Origin of the sequence: Microvirga sp. BSC39 (assembly GCF_000739015.1) — a bacterium.
Taxonomy (GTDB): Bacteria; Pseudomonadota; Alphaproteobacteria; order Rhizobiales; family Beijerinckiaceae; genus Microvirga.
Genome location: NZ_JPUG01000068.1, coordinates 124,865 through 145,717 on the forward strand (window position 1 = coordinate 124,865; position 20,853 = coordinate 145,717).

At 62.9% G+C, this 20,853-nt stretch carries 19 protein-coding genes; 9 read left to right on the forward strand and 10 right to left on the reverse strand.

The genetic code is table 11. From position 1 onward, the window contains the following. Positions 1-2: 2 nt before the first annotated feature. Both uxuA and MA07_RS16480 read right to left on the reverse strand, forming a co-directional pair. Positions 3-1,199, reverse strand: a complete 1,197-nt coding sequence (gene uxuA, locus MA07_RS16475; protein WP_036353191.1) for a mannonate dehydratase — start codon at positions 1,197-1,199, stop codon at positions 3-5. A 44-nt stretch (positions 1,200-1,243) separates the two neighbouring features. Further along, the gene (locus MA07_RS16480; RefSeq protein ID WP_036353194.1) at positions 1,244-1,972 is read right to left on the reverse strand and encodes a GntR family transcriptional regulator; all 729 of its coding nucleotides are present in this window, start codon (positions 1,970-1,972) and stop codon (positions 1,244-1,246) included. 123 nt (positions 1,973-2,095) lie between these two features. Here MA07_RS16480 and uxaC point away from each other — a divergent pair, with 123 nt between their 5' ends. From uxaC to MA07_RS16510, 6 genes are read left to right on the forward strand one after another with little or no spacing between them, the layout of a single operon-like run. Continuing rightward, positions 2,096-3,499 (forward strand): glucuronate isomerase, encoded by a 1,404-nt coding sequence (gene uxaC / locus MA07_RS16485; protein ID WP_036353196.1) that lies wholly within the window; start codon positions 2,096-2,098, stop codon positions 3,497-3,499. A 49-nt stretch (positions 3,500-3,548) separates the two neighbouring features. Then, a complete protein-coding gene (locus MA07_RS16490) occupies positions 3,549-4,736 on the forward strand; it encodes an extracellular solute-binding protein (protein ID WP_036353198.1) in 1,188 nt (395 codons plus the stop codon). 20 nt (positions 4,737-4,756) lie between these two features. Beyond that, positions 4,757-5,842, forward strand: coding sequence for an ABC transporter ATP-binding protein (locus MA07_RS16495; RefSeq protein ID WP_036353201.1), 1,086 nt, complete (start codon positions 4,757-4,759; stop codon positions 5,840-5,842). Next, positions 5,842-6,753 carry an ABC transporter permease gene (locus MA07_RS16500; RefSeq protein ID WP_052003238.1) on the forward strand — a complete coding sequence of 304 codons (912 nt, stop codon included), beginning with the start codon at positions 5,842-5,844 and terminating at the stop codon, positions 6,751-6,753. The genes MA07_RS16495 and MA07_RS16500 overlap by 1 nt, the downstream gene beginning before the upstream one ends. Before the next feature lie 4 nt (positions 6,754-6,757). After that, positions 6,758-7,600 carry an ABC transporter permease subunit gene (locus tag MA07_RS16505; protein ID WP_036353204.1) on the forward strand — a complete coding sequence of 281 codons (843 nt, stop codon included), beginning with the start codon at positions 6,758-6,760 and terminating at the stop codon, positions 7,598-7,600. A 7-nt stretch (positions 7,601-7,607) separates the two neighbouring features. Further along, entirely contained in the window at positions 7,608-9,086 is a 1,479-nt protein-coding gene (locus MA07_RS16510) for a mannitol dehydrogenase family protein (protein ID WP_036353208.1), read from the forward strand. A 12-nt stretch (positions 9,087-9,098) separates the two neighbouring features. On the opposite strand, the gene MA07_RS16515 is transcribed toward MA07_RS16510, so the two are convergent. Further along, positions 9,099-9,521, reverse strand: coding sequence for an SET domain-containing protein (locus MA07_RS16515; protein ID WP_052003239.1), 423 nt, complete (start codon positions 9,519-9,521; stop codon positions 9,099-9,101). A gap of 208 nt (positions 9,522-9,729) precedes the next feature. Between MA07_RS16515 and MA07_RS16520 the strand changes: the two genes are divergently transcribed. Further along, on the forward strand, positions 9,730-11,106 hold the full coding sequence (locus tag MA07_RS16520; protein WP_036353211.1) for a cytochrome P450: 1,377 nt from the start codon (positions 9,730-9,732) through the stop codon (positions 11,104-11,106). A 93-nt stretch (positions 11,107-11,199) separates the two neighbouring features. Here the strand turns inward: MA07_RS16520 and MA07_RS16525 are convergent, their stop codons facing one another. After that, positions 11,200-11,583 (reverse strand): response regulator, encoded by a 384-nt coding sequence (locus MA07_RS16525; protein ID WP_036353215.1) that lies wholly within the window; start codon positions 11,581-11,583, stop codon positions 11,200-11,202. A gap of 841 nt (positions 11,584-12,424) precedes the next feature. Here MA07_RS16525 and MA07_RS31215 point away from each other — a divergent pair. Next, positions 12,425-13,012 carry a cold-shock protein gene (locus tag MA07_RS31215; RefSeq protein ID WP_081929007.1) on the forward strand — a complete coding sequence of 196 codons (588 nt, stop codon included), beginning with the start codon at positions 12,425-12,427 and terminating at the stop codon, positions 13,010-13,012. Between the two features lie 49 nt (positions 13,013-13,061). Here the strand turns inward: MA07_RS31215 and MA07_RS16535 are convergent, their stop codons facing one another. Beyond that, complete coding sequence (locus tag MA07_RS16535) at positions 13,062-13,685, reverse strand: PhoH family protein (protein ID WP_052003257.1); 624 nt, start codon at positions 13,683-13,685, stop codon at positions 13,062-13,064. 522 nt (positions 13,686-14,207) lie between these two features. On the opposite strand from MA07_RS16535, the gene MA07_RS16540 reads away from it, so the two are divergent. Next, entirely contained in the window at positions 14,208-15,143 is a 936-nt protein-coding gene (locus MA07_RS16540; protein ID WP_036353225.1) for a ribokinase, read from the forward strand. Here MA07_RS16540 and MA07_RS16545 read toward each other — a convergent pair. From MA07_RS16545 to MA07_RS16565, 5 genes are all read right to left on the reverse strand, one after another. Next, on the reverse strand, positions 15,125-16,387 hold the full coding sequence (locus MA07_RS16545; RefSeq protein ID WP_036353227.1) for an AGE family epimerase/isomerase: 1,263 nt from the start codon (positions 16,385-16,387) through the stop codon (positions 15,125-15,127). The genes MA07_RS16540 and MA07_RS16545 overlap by 19 nt on opposite strands. Before the next feature lie 17 nt (positions 16,388-16,404). Further along, positions 16,405-17,355, reverse strand: a complete 951-nt coding sequence (locus MA07_RS16550) for a carbohydrate kinase (RefSeq protein WP_036353230.1) — start codon at positions 17,353-17,355, stop codon at positions 16,405-16,407. A 40-nt stretch (positions 17,356-17,395) separates the two neighbouring features. Continuing rightward, positions 17,396-19,006 (reverse strand): ribulokinase, encoded by a 1,611-nt coding sequence (locus MA07_RS16555; protein ID WP_036353233.1) that lies wholly within the window; start codon positions 19,004-19,006, stop codon positions 17,396-17,398. Positions 19,007-19,051: 45 nt separating this feature from the next. Beyond that, on the reverse strand, positions 19,052-19,747 hold the full coding sequence (locus MA07_RS16560; protein WP_036353236.1) for an L-ribulose-5-phosphate 4-epimerase: 696 nt from the start codon (positions 19,745-19,747) through the stop codon (positions 19,052-19,054). Between the two features lie 79 nt (positions 19,748-19,826). Continuing rightward, positions 19,827-20,762, reverse strand: a complete 936-nt coding sequence (locus MA07_RS16565; protein ID WP_036353240.1) for an ABC transporter substrate-binding protein — start codon at positions 20,760-20,762, stop codon at positions 19,827-19,829. Positions 20,763-20,853 lie beyond the last annotated feature (91 nt).

Sequence of the window (20,853 nt, forward strand, 5' to 3'; positions counted from 1 at the left end):
TCTCAGAGCGGCAGGTCGCGCAGAGCCGACACGGCTGTCATCACGCCGCGAAGCTCGGCAAGGCCCCGCAAGCGGCCGATGGCGGGATAGCCTGGATGGGTGGGCTTGCCCACATCGTCCAGAAGCTCGTGGCCATGGTCGGGACGCATGGGGATGCGCCAATGCGCGTCTCCGGCGTCTTTGCGGCGCTTCTGCTCCTCCAGCAGCACTGTCACCAGAGCCACCATGTCGGTATCGCCGCCAAGGTGATCCGCCTCCATGAAGGAACCGTCCGGCTCCTTTGCCACGTTGCGCAGGTGGGCGAACCAGATCCGGTTCGCGAAGCGCCTGGCGATCGCCGGAACGTCATTGATCGGGTTCGCCCCGAGGGAGCCGCTGCAGAGGGTCAGCCCGTTCGCAGGCGAGTCCACGGCTTCGAGAATGAAGGCGATGTCGTCCGCATTCGACACGATGCGCGGCAGGCCCATGAGGGGGCGCGGCGGATCGTCGGGATGGATGCACATCCGCACGCCGACTTCTTCCGCCGTCGGGATCACCTCGCGAAGGAATCGGGCAAGGTTCTCACGGAGCGCATCGGCGTCGACGTCCCGGTAGCGGTCGAGCATGACACGCAGGCCAGGGATGTCATAGCGATCATAAGCGCCGGGCAGGCCGGCCATGATGTTCGACAGAAGCTGGCGCCGGTCCATTTCCGACGAGCGGTCATACCACTCTTTCGCCCTCGCTAAGACGTCAGGCAAATGATCCGCTTCGGCACCAGGACGCTGCAGCATGAAGCAATCGAAGGCGGCGAATTCATGCGCGTTGAAGCGTAAGGCCGTGCCGCCGCCGGGAAGAGGGTAGGCGAGTTCGGTGCGTGTCCAGTCCACAACCGGCATGAAGTTGTAGCAGATCGTGGTGACGCCGCACTGAGCCAGATTACGCAGCGATTGCCGGTAGTTGTCGAACAGGGGCGTCAGGTCGCCTTCGCCGATCTTGATGCGCTCATGAACGGGCAGGCTCTCGACCACGCTCCAGCGCAGGCCGAGCGAGGGGTCCGCGGCGATGAGCGCCTTGCGCTTCTCGATCTCCTCGATGCTCCAGACGACGCCGTATGGAATATGGTGCAACGCCGTCACGATCCCGGTCGCGCCGGTCTGGCAGACATGGGACAGCTTGATGACGTCTTCAGGGCCGAACCAGCGCCACGCTTGTTCCATGATGTTGCCTCTTCAGGATTGAGCGGATTGTATCTTTGCCCGTCCTACGCGCTGAGCGCCTGTGCCACAGCATCGTGTTCCGGTTCGAAAAGTTCGGGATATTGCATGGCAAGTTCCGGCAGGGTGCGAAGAATCTCGCTCAAGTGCTGATGCATGGCCTTCTCCGCCGCGACAGGATCGGACGACTTGATAGCCTCGACGATCAACGCGTGCTGCGCCACGATGGTGTGGCGCGGTGTAGCCTGCTTCACGTCCAGGTATCTCACCCGGTCCATCTGAGGCTTCACATCCTCGATCATGCGCCAGGCTGCCGGTCTGCCGGCAGCTTCCGCCAGAAGGCGATGAAACTCTTCGTCGAGAGCCATGAAATCATCCGACGAGGTGGCGCGCTGGGCTCGCCGTTGTCGAGTCAGACTGGCATTCAGTTCGGTGAGGAGTATGGGTGTAGCCTTGACGGCGGCCTCACGGACAACGGCACATTCGACAGCCTGGCGAATGAAGCGGGCGTCTTCCACCGCGGCTCTTGATATCTTGACCACCTGGGTGCCGCGCTGGGGCAGAACCCGCACCAGCCCTGCCTCGCTCAGCTTGATCAGGGCTTCGCGCACAGGTGAGCGACTGACGCCGAATCGCTGCGCGAGGTCCTGTTCCGACAGCATCTCGCCGGGCGAAATCCGCATGCTGACAATGGCTTGCCGCAAGGCGCGCGTGACCTGCCGGGCCATGGGTTCGCGGCTGACATCGAGCTTCGCAAGGGGGTCTCTCTCATTCATAAGTGGCACACTACCATACTAGTAGACCATTGCAAACGGGCTTGGATCGTCTTATGGTCTCCGGCAATGAGGCGCTTGAAAGTCACCGCAAATGGCTTGCCTGACGCGCCAAGGGAGAACGCCATGCTGATCCATCCGGACCGGCTTTTTCCGGCAGAGCCCGCTGCCCGCGAGGTGGCGCGCAGGCTTTATGCGGAGATCCGGGATCTGCCCATCATCTCCCCGCACGGGCATACGGATCCGCGCTGGTATGCGGAGAACGAGCCGTTCCCCGATCCTGCGGCGCTGTTCGTGGTTCCCGACCATTACATTTTCCGCATGCTCTACAGCCAGGGCTTGCGCCTTGAAGATCTTGGCATTCCGGTGAAGGACGGAAGCGAGGTCGAGCGCGATCCGCGCGCGATCTGGCGCCGCTTCGCTGCGCACTATCATCTCTTTCGCGGTACGCCGACGCGTGCGTGGCTCGATCACACTTTTTCGACGCTGTTCGGCTTCACGGAGCGTCTCTCGCCCGCGAACGCGGATGCTTACTATGACCGGATCGACGACGCTCTGCGCAAACCTGAGTTTCGTCCTCGGGCGCTCTTCGAGCGTTTTCGGATCGAAGCCATCGCCACGACGGAAAGCCCCCTAGACCCTCTGAAGCATCATGAGACCATTCGGCAATCAGGCTGGAAGGGCAGGGTGATCACCGCCTATCGACCCGATCCGGTCGTGGATCCGGAGTTCGAGGGTTTCCGACAGAACCTTGCCCGCTTCGGTGAGATCACAGGGTGCGACACGTCCACGTGGCGTGGCTATCTCGAAGCGCATCGCAAGCGGCGGGCGTTCTTCCGGGAGTACGGAGCGACCTCCACCGATCATGGTCACCCAACCGCCCGAACAGCCAATCTCTCGCAAGCGGATGCGGAGGCCCTGTTCCGACGCGTTTCGACGGAGAGCCCAAGCCCTGAGGATGCGGATCTGTTCCGTGCGCAGATGCTGACCGAGATGGCGGCCATGAGCGTGGAAGACGGCATGGTCCTGCAGATCCATCCTGGCTCCTTCCGCAATCACAACGAGGCGCTCTTCCGTTGCTTCGGTCGCGACATGGGCGCCGACATTCCTTCGCAGACAGACTACGTTCGCGCACTCAAACCGCTTCTTGACCGCTTCGGCAACGAGCCGAACCTGACGATCATTGTCTTCACCCTAGACGAGACGAGCTATTCCCGCGAGCTGGCTCCGCTCGCCGGACATTATCCGGCCTTGAAGTTGGGGCCGGCCTGGTGGTTCTTCGATGCGCCCGAGGGGATGCGCCGCTTCCGCGAGCTCACGACAGAGACCGCAGGCTTCTACAACACGGTCGGGTTCAACGACGACACGCGCGCCTACCTGTCTATTCCGGCCCGGCACGATGTGGCCCGTCGGGTCGATTGCGCCTACCTCGCCAACCTCGTGGTGACGCACCGCCTCGATGAGGATGAAGCCCACGAGGTGGCTTACGATCTCGCCTATCGCCTCGCCAAAGAGGCCTACAAGCTGTGACACGGGACATGGAGAAAAGAGCCATGTCGCACAGAACGGGAGGAAGAACATGACAAACCTGATCACCAGGCGGACCTTCGTCGGCGGTGTCGCCGGCGCCGCAGGCGTTGCCGCTTTCGGCGGTTCGGGCTTTGCCCAGGCCAATCTGCCGACGAGCCCGGTCACGCTCAGCATCATCGATGTCGCGGGTAATCTCGCGCTGACGCAGAAGGCCATCGAGAACTACCGCAAGGCCAAGCCGAATCTCGTCTCGCGCATCTCCTTCACCAAAGCGACCGCGCCTGAATTGGCCGGCAAGATCAAGGCCCAGCAGGATGCGGGTCGCGTCGATATCGATCTCGTGCTCACCGGCACCGATGCGCTCTCCGCCGGCATCGAGCAGAAGCTCTGGGTCGAGCTGATCCCCGGCCATGCCAATGCGCTGCCGAAGCTCGACGACATCTACCTGCCGGCCGCGGCCAAGATGCAGGGATTGGCCAAGGGGCAGGGTGTGGTCGTGACCTACTACCCGTCCGGTCCGCTGCTCGAGTACATGCCGGACAAGGTCAAGACTGTTCCGACCACCGCCGAGGAGCTGCTCGCCTACACCAAGGCCAATCCTGGACGCTTCATCTATGCGCGCCCTGCCAATTCCGGCCCTGGCCGTACCTTCATCATGGGCCTGCCCTACATCCTGGGCGACAGCAACCCGCAGGATCCCGCCAAGGGCTGGGACAAGACCTGGGCCTACCTGAAGGAGCTCGGGCAGAACATCGAGTACTACCCGTCCGGCACCGGTGCGGTGATGAAGGAGCTGGGTGAAGGCTCCCGCGACATGACCGTTTCGACCACCGGCTGGGACATCAATCCGCGCGTCCTCGGCGTCGTGCCGAAGGAGGCCAAGGTGGCGGCGCTCAAGGGCTTCCACTGGGTGGCGGACGCCCACTACATGTGCGTGCCCAAGGGTCTCTCCAACGAGAAGCTCGCGGTGCTCCTTGATCTCATGAACTTCCTGCTCACCAAGGAGCAGCAGGCCTATACCTACGATGAAGGCTATTTCTATCCGGGCCCGGCCGTGAAGGACGTGACCCTCGACATGGCACCGCCTGAGAGCCAGGCCGCCATCAAGGAATTCGGCCGTCCCGAATACGAGAAGTGGATCGCCGAGAACCCGATCGAGTTGCCGCTTCAGCCCGAGCAGATGGTCGTTGCCTTCCGCATGTGGGACGAGCAGGTCGCCGGCGGCAAGCGCAAGTAAATCGAAACCAAGGACCCGCGATGACCATAGCCCTATCCCAATTCGACGAAGTCCGGCTCGACCGTGTGAGCCGCGATTTCGGGGCGCTCAATGCCTTGCGCGACGTCTCCCTCACCATCCGACGGGGCGAGTTCATCGCCCTGCTCGGGCCTTCGGGTTGCGGGAAGTCAACGACATTGAACTGCATCGCGGGTCTTCTTCCTGTGACCGGTGGAGCGATCTGGCTCGACAAGAACCGGGTCGACACGCTGCGTCCCGAGGAGCGCGGCTTCGGCATGGTGTTCCAGAACTACGCGCTCTTTCCCCATCTCAACGTCCGCCAGAACATCGGCTTCGGCCTGAAGATGCGTGGGCGGCCGAAGGCTGAGATCGACCGCAAGGTTGACGAGGCCCTGAGCCTCGTCCGCCTCCAGGGTCAGGAGAACAAGCTGCCGGGCCAGCTCTCCGGCGGCCAGCAGCAGCGCGTGGCGATTGCCCGCGCCATCGTCATCGAGCCGCCTCTGGTGCTGATGGACGAGCCGCTCTCCAACCTCGATGCCAAGCTGCGTCTGGAAATGCGGGCGGAAATCCGGCGCATTCACAACGAGCTTGGGGCCACGACCATCTACGTGACCCACGATCAGGACGAGGCCCTGTCGCTCGCCGACCGGATCGTCGTGCTGCGCGACGGTGTCGTCCGGCAGGTCGGCGCGCCGAAGGAACTCTATGAGGCGCCGGCCCATTTCGACGTGGCTGACTTCATGGGCTTCCGCAACAAGCTGAGAGGGAAGGTCGTCGCCGTCGAGGGCGACCGTACCATCCTCGACGTGGAAGGCGCGCGGATCAGCGGCGTCGCCCGTGAGCGGGTTTCCGTCGGTTCGACGGCATATGCCGCCATCCGATCTGATGATCTCGAGGTGGGCGAGGCCGGGCCGAATGCGATCGCCGCAACGGTCGACACCATCGAGTATCGCGGTCGCGAATTTGTCGGGACCGCTCATTCAGCCGGTGGTCTGGATTTCGTGTTCCGCTCTCATGTGTCGGTGGAGCCGGGATCCAGGATTCATCTGCGGACGGAGGACGAACGCATTCTCGTGTTCGCGGAGCCCGTTCAAGGGAGGCAGTGATGGACGCCGTTGCTCACGCGCCTGCCGTCGAACACGGACCCAGCTTGCGCCAGCGGCTGGAGGCTCGTGGCTTCGACGCTGTAACACTCCTCGTCATTCCCGCCGCCATCTTCAGCCTGCTGCTGTTCGTCTATCCTTTTGCCTTCGGCTTCATTCTTTCCTTCGAACCGAAAGCCGGAGGGGACTGGCTTGCCAATTACAGGCGCTTTTTCTCGGATCCATTTCTCTACGAGACGATTGCGAAGACGCTCTGGCTCGCAATTCCGGTCACCCTCGTGAATCTTCTGCTGGCCGTTCCCATCGCATTCCGGGTCCGTCTCATGCGCCGCCAGCGTCTTCTGACGACGCTTCTCGTTCTGCCGATTACTCTCGGCACGGTTCTGGTGGCAGAAGGCTTGTTGAACTATCTCGGCCCTCAGGGCTGGTTCAACAGAACCCTGTTGACCTTCGGCCTGATCTCCCAGCCACTGAAACTCGTTCACAATTACTGGGGCGTCTTTGCCTCACTGGTGATCACGGGCTTCCCGTTCACCTTCCTGCTCACCCTGTCCTACGTGACCGGCATCGATCCGGCGCTTGAGCAGGCGGCCGCCACCCTCGGGGCGAGCGCGTGGCAGCGGTTCCGGCACATCTATCTGCCGCTGCTGATGCCAGGTCTTGCCATCACCTTCTGCCTCTCCTTCGTGCAGGCCTTTTCGGTGTTCCCCTCCGCAGTGCTGCTCGGCGAGCCGGCGGGGCCGACCCGCGTCATCTCGATTGCAGCCGCTCAGGCGGCCTTCGAGGAGTACGATTATTCCATGGGTTCTGCGATTGCGATGATCATGGGCTTCGTCCAGCTCGGCATCGTCGTTGCGGTGCTTGCCTCGCGCGGGCTGTTCTACCGTGGTCCTGCCTCCGGGGCGAAAGGGTAAACCGATGATCCGCGATACTACCATCGGAGCCAAGCTCTGGGCCGCAGCCGTGTGGGCCACGGTGGGCTTCTTCGTCCTCAACCTCCTTGCCATGATCGCCACCGTGGTGACGAGCTCGTTTGCCACCCGCTGGCTCGGCACATGGCTGCCCGCCGGCTGGACGACGCGCTGGTACACCTCCGCCTGGAACGAGTTTCAGCTCTGGGACGTGTTGATCGTGACCTTTCAGGTGATCGGCGCCGTGGTCTTCATCTCGGGTGCGCTGGGCGTTACCGCCGCCTATGCGCTGGCCCGCCGTGACTTTCCAGGCAAGCGGCTTCTCGTGCTGCTCTTCCTGCTGCCGCTTCTGATCCCGCCGATGACCTTCGGCATTCCGCTGGCGACCGTGCTCTATCAGACTGGACTTGCGGGCACCTTCTGGGGCGTCGTGGCGGCTAATCTCGTGCCGACCGTGCCTTTCGTGATCCTCGTCATGGTTCCGTTCATCGAGCAGATCGACCCGAAGGTCGAGGCCGCGGCCCGCGTGTTCGGAGCCAACACCTTCAAGCTGTTCATCTACGTGCTTCTGCCGCTGCTCCTGCCGGGCATCCTGGCGGCGCTGCTGCTGGTCCTGGTGCGCACCATTGCCATGTTCGAGCTGACCTTCCTCGTGGCCGGCCCAACCAGCCAGACCCTTGTGGTGGCGCTCTACTACGCCGTCTTCGCGGCCGGCGTTCGCGCCGTGCAGTCCATCGACGCCATGGCGGTGATCTACATGGTCACGACCCTGATATGGCTCATCATTGCCCTGCGCTTCGTCAACCCGACGCAGATCGTCACCCGCGCGAAGCAGCAGCCGGCGCATTGAGGTTCCGATGTCAGATCGCCTGAACGACGATAACCTCACGGATCTGCCTGGGGAGGTTCGACGCCCCGCCTATCACCGGAAGGATGTCAGGACAGGCATCGTCCACCTCGGCGTGGGCGCCTTTCACCGGGCGCATCAGGCCGTCTATACCGATGACGTCCTGGCAACGGATCTGAGCTGGGGCATCGTGGCCGCAAGCCTGCGCAGCCCTGACACCTACGATGCCCTACAGCCGCAGGATGGGCTCTACACCCTTTCGGTGCGGTCACAGGAGTGTGAAGCGCTTCGGGTCATCGGCTCGGTCCGCCGCGTCATCGTAGCCCCCCGCGAGACGGAAGACCTACTCGATACGATGGCGGATCCTCAGACGCGGATCGTGACCTTGACCGTTACCGAAAAGGGCTATTGCCACGATCCGGCGACGGGTGCCCTGAACGAGTCGCATCCAGATATCGTGCATGATCTCGCTTATTCGATGAACCCGAAATCCGCCCCTGGCTTCATCGTCGAGGCCCTGCGCCGTCGCCGTATCAACGGCGTGCCGCCCTTCACCGTGCTGACGTGCGACAACCTTCCGTCCAACGGGCGCACCGTGAAGCGCGTTCTCACCCGCTTTGCCGAACTGGTCGATCCGGACCTCGGCCGGTTCGTCGCAGACGAGGTCTCCTGCCCGTCGACTATGGTCGACCGGATCGTGCCCGCCACGAGCGATCAGGACCGTGAGCGGATCGGTGAGACGCTCGGCGTTGCGGATGCATGGCCGGTCGTCACCGAGCCCTTCACGCAATGGGTGATCGAGGACCGCTTTCCGCAGGGGCGCCCGGCCTGGGAAAGGGCAGGCGCCGAGTTCGTGAGCGATGTCGAGCCCTACGAGCATATGAAGCTCAGGCTGCTCAACGGCAGCCACTCGACGCTTGCCTATCTCGGGTATCTCGCCGGCTATGAGACCGTTGCCGACACCATGGCCGACGAGGCCTTCGTTCGGCTGATCCGGGGCCTCATGGACGAGGAGGTCACGCCGACGCTGCATATGCCGCCGGGTGCCGATCTGGAATCCTACAAGAGCGCCCTCATCGAGCGGTTCAAGAACCCCGCTCTGAAGCACCGCACGTGGCAGATCGCCATGGATGGCTCGCAGAAGCTCCCTCAGCGCCTTCTCGGCACGATCCGCGACCGCCTGAGCAGCGGCGCGCCGATCGGGCGGCTGTCACTCGGGGTCGCGGCCTGGATGCGCTATGTGACCGGCACCGATGAGAAGGGCGCGGCAATCGACGTTCGCGATCCTATGGCGGCGCGGTTGCGGGAGGTGGCGGATGGGGCAGGGCCGGCAGCCGAAAATTTGGCTCCTGGCCTGTTCGCCATCCGCGAGATCTTCGGAGATGATCTGCCGGCTGACCCCCGCTTCACAGGCGAGGTCACGGCACACCTGGCACGGCTTTATGACCTTGGAGCCAAGCGCACGGTCTCCGAGCTCAAAATCGGCTGAAGCCGGTAAACCCTATCCGGCAGCTTCTTTTTCACGCTTCTTCTGGCACGAGCGGCACCTGCAGCCATGCGGCTTGATGAAGGTTTCGAAATAGTTCTTTCCGTAATTATACGTGATCTCGTCGCCTGGCTTGATGCGCTTGATGGCCTTGATGCGGATCTTGCCGCGCGAGATCGTCGCCTGTGCGTTCGGGCGGCATGAATGATTGATGTACCGCGCGGTGTTCCAGCGCGGCGCGCCGTCGATGGTCCAGCGGCTGTTGATCTCGAACAGGTAGCGCGTATTCCGGCGTCTCTCGACCTCTTCGCTGGTGATCCGGGACCCGACATATTCGATGATGAAGGTCCCCTTCTCGATGACATCCGTCGCGAAGAGCCCGAGGCCGGTCTCCGAGCGCCCGATGCGAAAGAGGCCTTCCGGCCGTTTGGTACTCATATTCACCAAGAGCTCCGCGATACCTGAGAGACGTTGCAGGGTCCATGCCCGGGAATCATCGATTGATCAAATGGGTCAGCAGGCGATGTTCTCCAGATCCAAAGCCGCGTTTCTGCGTTCTGTCTCTTGGCGCCTTGCCGATGCCGGACAATTCGTGTTCGGCATCGGCATATCAAGGTGTGCGTGAGTCGTCTCGAAGAGGAACCGCATGAGCATCGATGCCCTTCCCCTCCTGTCGGAGCAGAGCCCCGGCATCGCGGTCAGCCGCCGCTCTCCTCTCTCTGTTCTGCCTGCGCTTGTTCGGGATCCGCTTCAGGCGCTGCCGCCGGAGGTCTACCGGGAGCCGCTCGTCTATTCGCGGGTCGCCAACCGAGAAAGGATTTTCCTTCTCGATCCGGCACTCATTCAGGAGGCCCTGGTTCGCAACGCCGATGCCCTGTCGAAGGGAGAGGATGTGCGGCGGGCCCTCGGCCCGGCTCTCGGTCAGGGGCTGTTGACGGCGGACGGCCCCCATTGGCGCTGGCAGCGCCAATCGGTGGCGCCCGCCTTCCGGCATGAGAAACTCGTCGGGTTGCTTCCTGCGATGATCTCGGCGGCGGAGCGGACCCGTGACCGTTGGCTCGGCATGGACTCCGGCGCAACGGTCAGGATCGGCCATGAGATGATGCGCACGACCTTCGACATCATAGTCGAGACCATGATGTCGGGTCCGGGCGGGATCGACGTGGTCCGGGTGGAGCGGGGCATCACGGACTATCTGAAGCCGACAGGCTGGATCTTCGCCCTGAGCATCCTCAACGCGCCCGATTGGGTTCCGTACCCAGGGCGGGGACGGGCAAGGGCGGCGACAACCTACCTTCGCTCCGCGATCACCGGCATGATCGCCGAACGTCGCCGGGGCGGGGAGGCGCGTGAGGATCTGGTCGCATTGCTCCTCGGTGCAGCCGATCCCGAGACCGGCCGCACGATGACCGATGACGAAATCGCCGACAACCTTCTGACCTTCATCACGGCCGGACACGAGACCACCGCCCTCGGGCTTGCCTGGACGCTTCTCCTGCTGGCGCATCATCCGGAGCACGAGGCGAGGGTGCTCGCGGAGATTGATACGGTGACCGGAGGTGGCCCGGTTCACACGGAGCATGTTTCCGAGCTTGCCTATACGCGGCAGGTCTTCTCGGAAGCCATGAGGCTCTATCCGCCGGCTCCGATCATCACCAGAACGGCAACGCGTGCTTTTCCGCTCGGCGGGTTCATGGTTCCCGAGGGTGCCGTCATCGTCGTTCCCATTCATGCCGTGCACCATCACGCCGCTATCTGGGAGCAGCCTGAGCGGTTCGATCCGGAGCGCTTCGCACCGGAGCAGGCGAAGGGACGGCATCGTTACGCCTACATGCCCTTCGGCGCGGGCCCGCGGATCTGCATCGGCAGCGCTTTCGCCCAGATGGAGGCACTCGCCATTCTCGCCGTCTTACTGAAGGCCGTCCGCCTCCGGCCGGAAACGGGCTCCATGCCGGCACCCATCATGAAGGTGACGCTGAGGCCGAGGGTGGATGCCGAGATGCTGGTTGAACCACGCTCCTGAATGAACAGCCGTTCAGGATTGTACGCCTCAAGGGCGTTCGCCTTCATAAGCGGCGAATATCAGAAGCATGGTGCGTACCTCGCACCAACGCAATCAGACGGCTGCCCTGATCTCCGGAACTGCCAGAACACTTTGCAGCGTATCGGCGAAGTTCTGATACGAAAACGGCTTCGACAAGGTTGCGCAGTCCCGGAAACGCTCCGGGAGCGAGCGGAAGTCGTAGCCTGTCGAGAAAATGAACGGAATTTTGCGGAAGCGCAGAACGTCCGCGACCGGGAACACGACAGATCCATCCACGTTGATGTCGAGAAGGCCGATGTCGATTTCAGCCTGAAGGGCCAGGGTGAGGGCGTGGTCCAGACGAGCCGCAGGTCCCACGACTTGGCAACCGAAATCCAGAACCATATCCTCGATCAGCATCGAGATCATGGCCTCGTCTTCGACGATTAGGACCCGCTTTCTGCGATCTTCAAGCATAAGCCCCTCCTGGCCGGATTCCACCTGATGCTGCACCTATTTGGCGTCGTTATTCGAATCAGTTGCAACCACTCTAGTCTGTACGTCGGTTCCGTTCGCTATCTTATGTTATTAAGACTTCCGAAAGGTATGGTAACCCCGCCGACAAGCTAAAGTAAATACCTAGGTTCCATGCTTCTCATGGAGCCTTTCTGGGGCGATTTCTGTGCGAATGACCGGCGCAACCTTGCTTCCCATGAACTCTTGGAGGGGATGATCTGACCCTGCGGCAGGGTGCCGACCCCGAACTGAGCCGGGTGGCAGTCATGGCGGGAAAAGTCATACCAGAACAGAGGCTTGCCGATCAGGTGGTCGGTCGGATCACATCCACGCTCCCGGCCAAGCTGGAGATGTCCTGGGGGGCATAATAGGAGCAGCGAAAACTTGGCAGCCCGGTCGCCTTGATCGCTTCTTGGCAATTGAGTTGAGCCGGGGGGTGACGACTTTGCCGTCGCTCACCTCTCACCAAGCCTCGGAGGCTGCTGTTTCTGCCATTTCCCAGGTTCAGCTGGACATAGGTCCTAAAAGCTTGAAGGGAGGCTGGAATTCCCGATGCGAAACCCGGGAATTCGGCCGAACCACCATTTTGAGACCTTGCGTGAAACGTTTAGGTATGAGTAGTTATCTTCTTGCTCTCAATGGTTGGGGGCTGTACGCCTATGGGCGTTTAGGAAACATGAGACTTTAGAAGGCAGTCCTGATGGGCCGGGGAAATGATCACCGTGATCGCCGACGTCAATTTGGCGGTCAACCCGAAGATCACTGGGGCGATTTCGCTCCGCCAACATCTTTTGAACGGCCCATGCGGCAGCAGACATCCTACGGCTCCTCAGCCGCAGGACCGGAGACTGAGGCGCGGGTGAAATGGTTCAACCCTGACAAGGGCTTCGGCTTCGTCGAGATGACCGATGGCTCGGGCGAGGCGTTCCTGCACGTCCGTCAGGTCGAAGCTGCGGGTCACTCCGCTCTGGAATCCGGCACGACCCTGGTCATCAAGGTCGGCACGGGCCAGAAGGGCCCGCAGGTCCAGGAAATCGTCAGCGTCGACACCAGCACGGCCGAGCCGGAGCCCCCGCGCGGTGCGCGTCCGCCCCGTCCGCCGCGTGCGGGCGGCCCCGGCGGCCAGTCCGGCGGGTTCTCCCGCCCGAGCGGCGGCCCCAGCGCACGCCCTGTGAGCGGTCCGCCGGAGGTCCCGGCCACCGTGAAGTGGTTCGACTCCGTGAAGGGCTACGGCTTCGTGTCGGTCGAGGGAGAGAGCAAGGACCTGTTCCTGCACATCTCCGTCGTCGAGCGGGCCGGCCTCGGCCAGCTCGACCAGGGCCAGGCGGTTCGCGTCGCCATCGTCGAGGGCCGCAAGGGCCCCGAAGTCGGCGCTATCGAACTCGCCTAAGAGGCTCTGCCTCCTTTACTTTCCGTGAAAAAGATCCGGGTCCACTGCGTCAGCAGTGGACCTCTTCAAATGCGCGCACCCACATCTCGCAGACCCCGGACCGCACAATGTCGTTGAGGGTGAACTCGACGATCGGCACCGGCAGCATCTGCGACTTGATCAGGTGAATGACCGTGCGAAGACCGGACGTCTCGCGCAGGTCGCACTGGCTCACATCCCCGTTGATCACCACTTTGCATTCCTCCCCGATCCGGGTGAGGAACGTCTTCATCTCGGCCGGAGTCGCATTCTGCGCCTCGTCGAGAAGGATGAAGGCGTCACGCCATGAGCGGCCGCGCATCACCTCGAACGGCACCATTTCGATGTCGCCGTTCTTGATCGCAATGTCGAAGGCCGCTGTGCCGATGCGCTCCTTGATGGCCTCGATGACAGGTGCTGCCCAGGGACCGAATTTCTCTTCGAGAGTTCCAGGGAAGAAGCCTAGGGAGCGGCCGCTCGGTACGTTGGGGCGCGTGAGAATGATCTTGCGGATGCGCCGCTGGCGGAACAAGTCCGCCGCATATGTTGCCGCGATCCAGGTTTTGCCGGTGCCTGCCGGCCCGAGAACAACGACCTGGGAGTTGGTCTTCAAAGCGTCGAGATAATCATCCTGTGTGGCATTGAGCGGTTTGATGGGCGGAAGGCTGCGCTCTCCCTGAAACTTGGATCCGGTGAGGTCGAAGACCTGCGCTGTTTCATGGGAGCGGCGGGTCTTGCGTCTCTGCTTCTCATGATGCTTGCTCAATGACCAACTCCGGGGTTTGAAACTGCGCACACCGATCATCCAGGCGCCGCGCAGAGGCGTCTGGAGAAAAACTTGCGAGCGAAGTGGGAATACGAGAGCGTGTCGTTGCGGGCGGTGTATGTCCGCGATCCAGAATGAGAGGATCAGCCTGCCTGCCCATCAAAGCCTATCTTTATCTGCCAGTGGCAAACTATCTTTGATTCTGATGACAGTTTACCGCTGCTACGCCTACCTGCGAGTCAAATGTTGAGGCGGGCTGCTTGGTTCCAGGGCATAATCCCTCTGCGATACGGAGGGGGGAATTAGCTGTGGATGGCGGCCGCGGTCCTCCGCAATGGGATCGTCCTGCCATCCCTCGCCAGGCTCTAACCGCCGATGGTAAGAAAAGAACCTCACAAGGATGAGAGCGGCATGATCGTGGTCTTTGGTTCGATCAACATGGATCTCGTCGCGCGGGTGCCGCGCATCGCCCGGCCGGGCGAAACCGTCCTTTCACGCCGGGCCGACAGCTTCTTTGGCGGCAAGGGAGCCAATCAGGCGGTTGCGGCTGCGCGGATCGGGCAGGGCCGACTAGGACAGGTCGCCATGGTGGGCGCGGTCGGAAACGATCCCTTCGGAATGGCTTGTCTGAAGAACCTGGAAGACAACGGAATCGATGTTCGGGCCGTTCGGGTTGCCGACGAGCCGACGGGCTGCGCCTTCATCACGGTGGACGAGACCGGCGAAAACGCCATCACGGTGGCGAGCGGCGCCAACATGGTCCTGCGCTCTGTGGATCTCCCGGACAGCCTGCTGTCGAAGGCTTCCGTGCTGGTGCTCCAGATGGAGGTGTCCCTGGCCGATAGTCTCGATGCCGCTGCAAGCGCCCGTCGGGCGGGAGCAAGGGTGGTCTGGAATTTCGCTCCCGTCCCGCCCGTCAAAGAGCGTTCAGGCATGGCCGAACTGCTGGAGGCGACGGACGTGCTGGTCGTCAACGAACACGAGGCGCTCGCCATCGCCGGGATCGTGGGTGTGCCAGCAGGCAACGATTATCTGAAAGCCGCCACTGCCCTGGGCGGCGATTTCGGCCCAACCTGCATCGTCACGGCCGGCGCTCAAGGGGCCTATGCGGTTTCGCGAGACGGCACACGGATTCATGCTGCGGCCCGGCCGATCACCCCGGTCGATACCACAGGTGCGGGCGACACCTTTGTCGGGGTGCTGGCAAACGGCTTCGCAGAAGGTTTGGAGATCGGCCCTGCCATGGAACGGGCCTGTGCTGCAGCCTCCCTGTCCTGCCTGACGCCGGGAGCACAGGCCGGTATGCCCAGGGGTGAGGCCCTGGAGCATTATCTCTCCCAGGCCTGAGCGCTCCCCTCCGGGATGACCTTGGTCAGGCTGCCGGTGGCTGGGAAGAGGGGGATCAGGCAGGCCTGGAGAGCGTGGTAGAGATCAGGCTTTCCGGTGAACACAGACGTGCTCGGCGTCAGATCCTCGGTGAGTTCTGGCCGCCACCCGCCGTGTCGATGATCAATCAGGTGGCGATCGGCGAAGCCCCAGAGGGTGCGGTACCATTGCTCGTGGAAGTCGCCTGGGCTGTGCTCAGCAAGAAACGCCGCCGCGCCGATGGCCTCCGCGCAGGGCCACCAGAGCTTCAGCGGCAGCCTCGGCGTGTCGTCCCAGTCGAGGGCGTAGAAGAAGCCACCCCGGTTTTTATCCCATCCCAGCTCGATGGACTGCCGGAACAGCTCACAGGCCGCCTCCGGCATCCAGGCATGGCGCTGCCCGCCCAGCGACCAGAGCTGAAGAAGAAGCCTCGCCCATTCCAGCCAGTGGCCGGGCGTGGTGCCGTAGGGGCGGAACATGTCGTCGCCGCGGTACTCCCTGTCGAGGCTCCAGTCCGCATGGAAGTGCTCGGCGACTCTGTAGCCGAGAGAGGCCGCATGCCGGCCGATGATGAGGCCCGCGATCCGCTCCGCCCGGTCGAGGTAGGCGCGGTTGCCCGTAGCCTCGAAGGCGGCCATCAGGGCCTCAGTGAGATGCATGTTGGAATTCTGGCCGCGATATTGGCTTAACGGCTGCCAGTCGCGCGTGAATTCCTCGGCCACGGCCCCGTGCTGCTCCTCCCAGAAACGCTCGTCGAGGATCTGCGTGATGTCGTCCAGCAGCCGGTCCGCGAGCGGATGCCCAACGACCTTCGCGCTGGAGGCTGCCAGCAGCACGAAGGCATGGCCATAGGCCTGCTTGGTGTCGTCCTTCGGTCCGTCATCGTCGAGCGACCAGACATAGCCGCAGTTCTGCGCATCCCGATGGGCTTTCCAAAGGTAATCCATGCCGTGATCGACGATAGCATCGCAGCCGGGCCGTCCTAGGAGCGTGCCGATGGCAAAGCAATGCACCATGCGGCTAGTGTTGTGGATCTGCCGGACAGGATTGACGGTCGCGATGGGGCGGCCCGCATCGTCGAGATCGAAGAAGCCACCGGCTGGATTGACGACGCCGCGCTGAAAGAACTCGAACAGGTTGCTGGCCTGCTCGAACAGCCAATGCCGGTGAAAGTGGTTGGAGCGCCACGGCGTGCCGAGCGGCGGAAGAACAGGCTGGTTCGTCATGACACCCTCTCTATGATTCAGCTGCGCTCAGCTATGAACCGCTCGACCTCGTCCCAGGACGGCGGATTGGCCCCGCGCCGGGTGCAGACGATGGCGGCTGCCGCGGCGGCGAAGTCGAGGGCCGTGGTGACCTGCGCTTTGCCCAATCCCGCAACACCCTGAGGCGTCAGCAGGCCGTTGGCATCGAGCCAAGCCAGCAGCCCGGCATGGAACGTGTCGCCGGCGCCAACGGTGTCGACCACCGCGATCTTCGGGACAGGGCGCTCCAGGATTGTGTCACCGAAGGCCGCAAGAGGACCTTTCTCGCCGCGGGTGACGATCACGAGCTTGGGACCGCGCCGAAGCCAGGTTCGTGCGGTGGCTGCAAGGTCGTGCGTCTCGTAGAGCAGTTCGATATCCTCGTCGCTCGCCTTCACGATGTCGGCATAGGCGAGCAGGTTATTGAACCGCTCCCGATAAGCGCTGAGATCGCCCACGACACGCGGCCTGACATTGGGGTCGAGCGAGATCACCCGCGCTCCGGCTTCCCGGCGCAGCAGGGTCTCGATGGCGCTGGCGATAGGCTCGACACCCAGCGCATAGGAGCCGGCCGCGATGGCGTTCACGTCGGCCGGCAGTTCGGCGGGCAGCGCCTCAGGCGTGAGAGCGCGGTCGGCGCTGTTCGGTGCATAGAAGGAGTATTGCGGCTGCCCCGATGGGCTGGTGGCCACGACGCTGAGCGTCGTGACATTCGGAAGGCGCTGGATGTAGGACGAGCTTACTCCGGACTCGGCGAGCTTCTCGGCCAGGAAGGTGCCGAACACATCCTCGGACAGGGTGGACAGGAATGCTGCCGGACGGCCGAGACGCCCGAGCCCGATCGCCACATTGAAGGGCGAGCCGCCGGCCACCGCCTCGGCGGGAAAACCTGTGGCCGTTGCGGTGCCGATGAACAGATCGATCAGCGCTTCGCCGGAAACCAAGATCATAGAAGGGCTCCTGACAAGATCATGACGTCATCTGAAGGGTTCAGACCGGCACGCGCTCGGCAACGTCCGACGGAGCGGGTTCCGAGGACACAGCCGCGATCCGCTTGAGATCGCGCAATACATGGTCGAGCTCCACTGGCCCAGAGACGCCGCCGAAGCCGAAATAGAGTGAATTGAAGTGCTGGAAGAGCTGCTCATAGACCGCGTGCGCGGCCGGATCCGGCTCGAAGGTGCGGAAAGGCAGGCAAATGGCGGCCTGAGCGCTGTCGAGATCCGGGTGCGATCCGGCCGCAAGGCTTGCAAAGATGCTGGAGCCGAGCCCGGTCGGAATACCGTTGGGGACGAGCACGGGTCGGCCGAGCACGTTGGCATAGACCTGGTTCAGCACCGCATTGTGCTGGGGGATGCCGCCGGCATTGATCACGCGTTCTACCGGCACCCCGCCCTTGGCCATGCGTTCGAGGATGATGCGGGTGTGGAAGGCGGTGCCTTCGATGGCGGCAAACAGTTCGTCTTGCGCCGTGTGCAGCAGGTTCCAGCCCAGGGTGATGCCGCCGAGATCCGCCTTTACAAGAACAGTACGGTCGCCGTTGTCCCAGGTCAGCCGCAGGAGCCCCGTCTGGCCGGGGCGATACTGCTCCAGACCTCTCGAGAGCTCCTTGACGTTGGTGTTGGCGCGACGCGCAATCGCTTCGAAAATGTCACCTGTGGCAGAGAGGCCGGCCTCAATACCCACGAGTTTCGGATCAACGCTGCCTGGTACGACGCCGCACACGCCCTGGATCAGGTTGGCGTCCTGCGCCATGGCGATGATGCAGGTGGAGGTGCCGACCACGTTCACCACGTCCCCGACCCGGCAGCCTGCCCCGATAGCATCCCAATGGGCGTCAAACGCTCCGACTGGGATCGGAATGCCGGGCTTCAAGCCGAGTCGCTCCGCCCAATAGGGCGTGAGGTGGCCTGCAATCACGTCGGAGGTTGCGTATTCGCCAGCGAGCTTGTCGCAGATGCCCTCGAAAAGCAGATCGACCTTCGTGAGAAACTCCTGCGGGGGCAGACCGCCCCAGCGCGGATTCCACATCCACTTGTGCCCCATGGCGCAGATGCTGCGCTTCAACCGGCGTGGGTCGGTGACGCCTGTGAGCGTCGCCGCCATCATGTCGCAATGCTCGAGGGCTGTGACCAAACGCTCGCGCTTCTCCGGGTTGTGGCGCAGCCAGTGCAGGAGCTTCGAGAAACCCCACTCATGCGAATAGACGCCGCCGCACCACTGGATGGCCTCAAGGCCTTCCTGGTGGGCAAGGCGGGTGATCTCCTCGGCCTCCGATTTAGCCCGGTGATCGCACCAGAGGTAATATTCGTCGAGCGGCTCAAGGCCTTCGCCCACCATGACGACGCTGGAGCCGGTGGTGTCGATGGCGAGCGCTGCCACGTCCTCAGCCGTCACTCCAGCTGATTCTAGAGCCCCGCGCATGGCGCGCGCTAGGGCGTCCATATGATCGGCATGGGCCTGGGTCGCATAGTCTGGAGTCTCGCGCTTGCGGTGAAGCGGATACTCCGCCGTGGCAAGCCCGAGCGGGCCCTTGCCGTCATCGACGAGGGTAACCCTTACGCTCAGAGTGCCAAAGTCGACACCTGCTACAACGGCCATGGATCTCTCCCGAACAACGATATCGGCGATTGAATGGGCGCCGCCCTAGTTTTCCGCCTGGCCATAGGTCGCGCTTGCGCCATGCTTACGGAAGTAATGCCGGTCCAGAAGGGCCTGCGACACACCTAGCGCATCAGGCCGCAGCGAGAACGTGTGCATGGCCATGCGGGCCACGACCTCCAGCACGACGGCATTGTGCACGGCGTCATCCGGCGTCCTGCCCCAGGCGAACGGCCCGTGACCGGCGACCAGGGCGGCAGGGACCTCCATAGGGTGACGGTTGCCGAAAGCTTCCGTGATGGCGATGCCCGTCGCACGCACATAGTTGTTCTTGATCTCGTCTGGCGTCAGCTCCCGAGTGACGGGAACCGGACCGTAGAAATAGTCGGCATGGGTGGTGCCCAGGGGCGGGATCGGGCGGCAGGCCTGCGCCCAGGCGGTGGCGTGCTCGGAATGCGTGTGCACCACGCCGCCGATCTCCGAAAAGGCCTTATAGAGGTGAAGATGCGTGTCGAGATCGGATGAGGGGCGTAACTCGCCCCAGATGATCTTTCCATCGAGGTCTGTGATCACGATATCGTCCGCCTTCATGCGCTCGTAAGGCACGCCGCTCGGCTTGATGGCGACGAGGTTGTCCTCCCGACTGATGCCGCTCACATTGCCGAAGGTGTAAAGCACGAGGCCGCGGCGCACCACTTCCAGATTGGCCTCCAGAACCTGTTCGCGCAGCTGCTTCAACATCGGGTCGCCTCCTGATGGCCCGTGAATGGAAAACAGCGGCCACAGCTCGCGCCATGGCCGCCGCAGGTGGGGGCAAGGATCAGCGAACGGCCTGCCAGCCCTTGTAATCCTTGACGTTGTCGGCGGTGATCAGCTTCGGCTCGAGAAGGATCACGTTCTTCTCGGGCTTCTTGCCGTTCACGATGCCGACGGCGAGCTCATAGGACTGAGCCGCCATGATGTAGGGGTCCTGCGAGGCCGAGGCCTTGATCAGGGAGGTGCCCGACTTCAGCTCGGTCTCGATATCCGGGGCACCGTCGACGCCGGTGATGATGAACTCATTGCGGTTGAGCTGCTTCGCGGCCAGGCTGACGCCGATAGCTGTCGGATCGTTGATCGCGAAGACGGCGTCGATCTTCGGGAAACGGGTTAGCAGGCTCTGGCCGACGGCGAACCCGCCCTCACGGGAGCCCTTGGCATCCTGGTTGTCCGAAAGCACCTTGATGTCCGGATACTTAGAGAACACGTTCTTGCAGCCTGTGACCCGGTCCACGATGGACGACACCTGGGGGCCGTTGATGATGAGGACGTCACCCTTACCCTTCAGGTGATCGGCAATGTACTGGCAGGAGAGCTCGCCAGCCTTCACATTATCGGTCATCACCGTCACGTCGGCGCCGGCCGCGGCCACGTCGAAGGCCGCGACCACCATGCCGGCCGCCTGGGCGCGCTTCACGGAAGGCTCGATAGCTTTGGGATCGACCGCGTTGATCATGACGATGTCGGTGCCAGCGGCCGAGAAGTTGTCCATCTGCGTGAACTGCTTGTTTAGATCGTAATCCGCAGACACGGAGGTGATCTTCGCGGCCGGCGTGATCTCCTTCGCCTTGGCCTCGATGCCCTTGATGGTCGCGACGAAGAACGGGTTGCCGAGCAGGCCGACCGAGATGCCGACGTTCTTCACGTCCTTGGCATAGGCCGGAGCCGCGAGGCCGGCGAGAACGGCAAGGCTGAGAGAGAGACGGGAAAGTGCCATTGGTTCCTCCAGGTGAATATGCTATGCGATACCCGGAGCTTGTGCACTCTTCCGGGAAGTCGCTTATACGAGCGCCGTTTCAGAGCGCTGG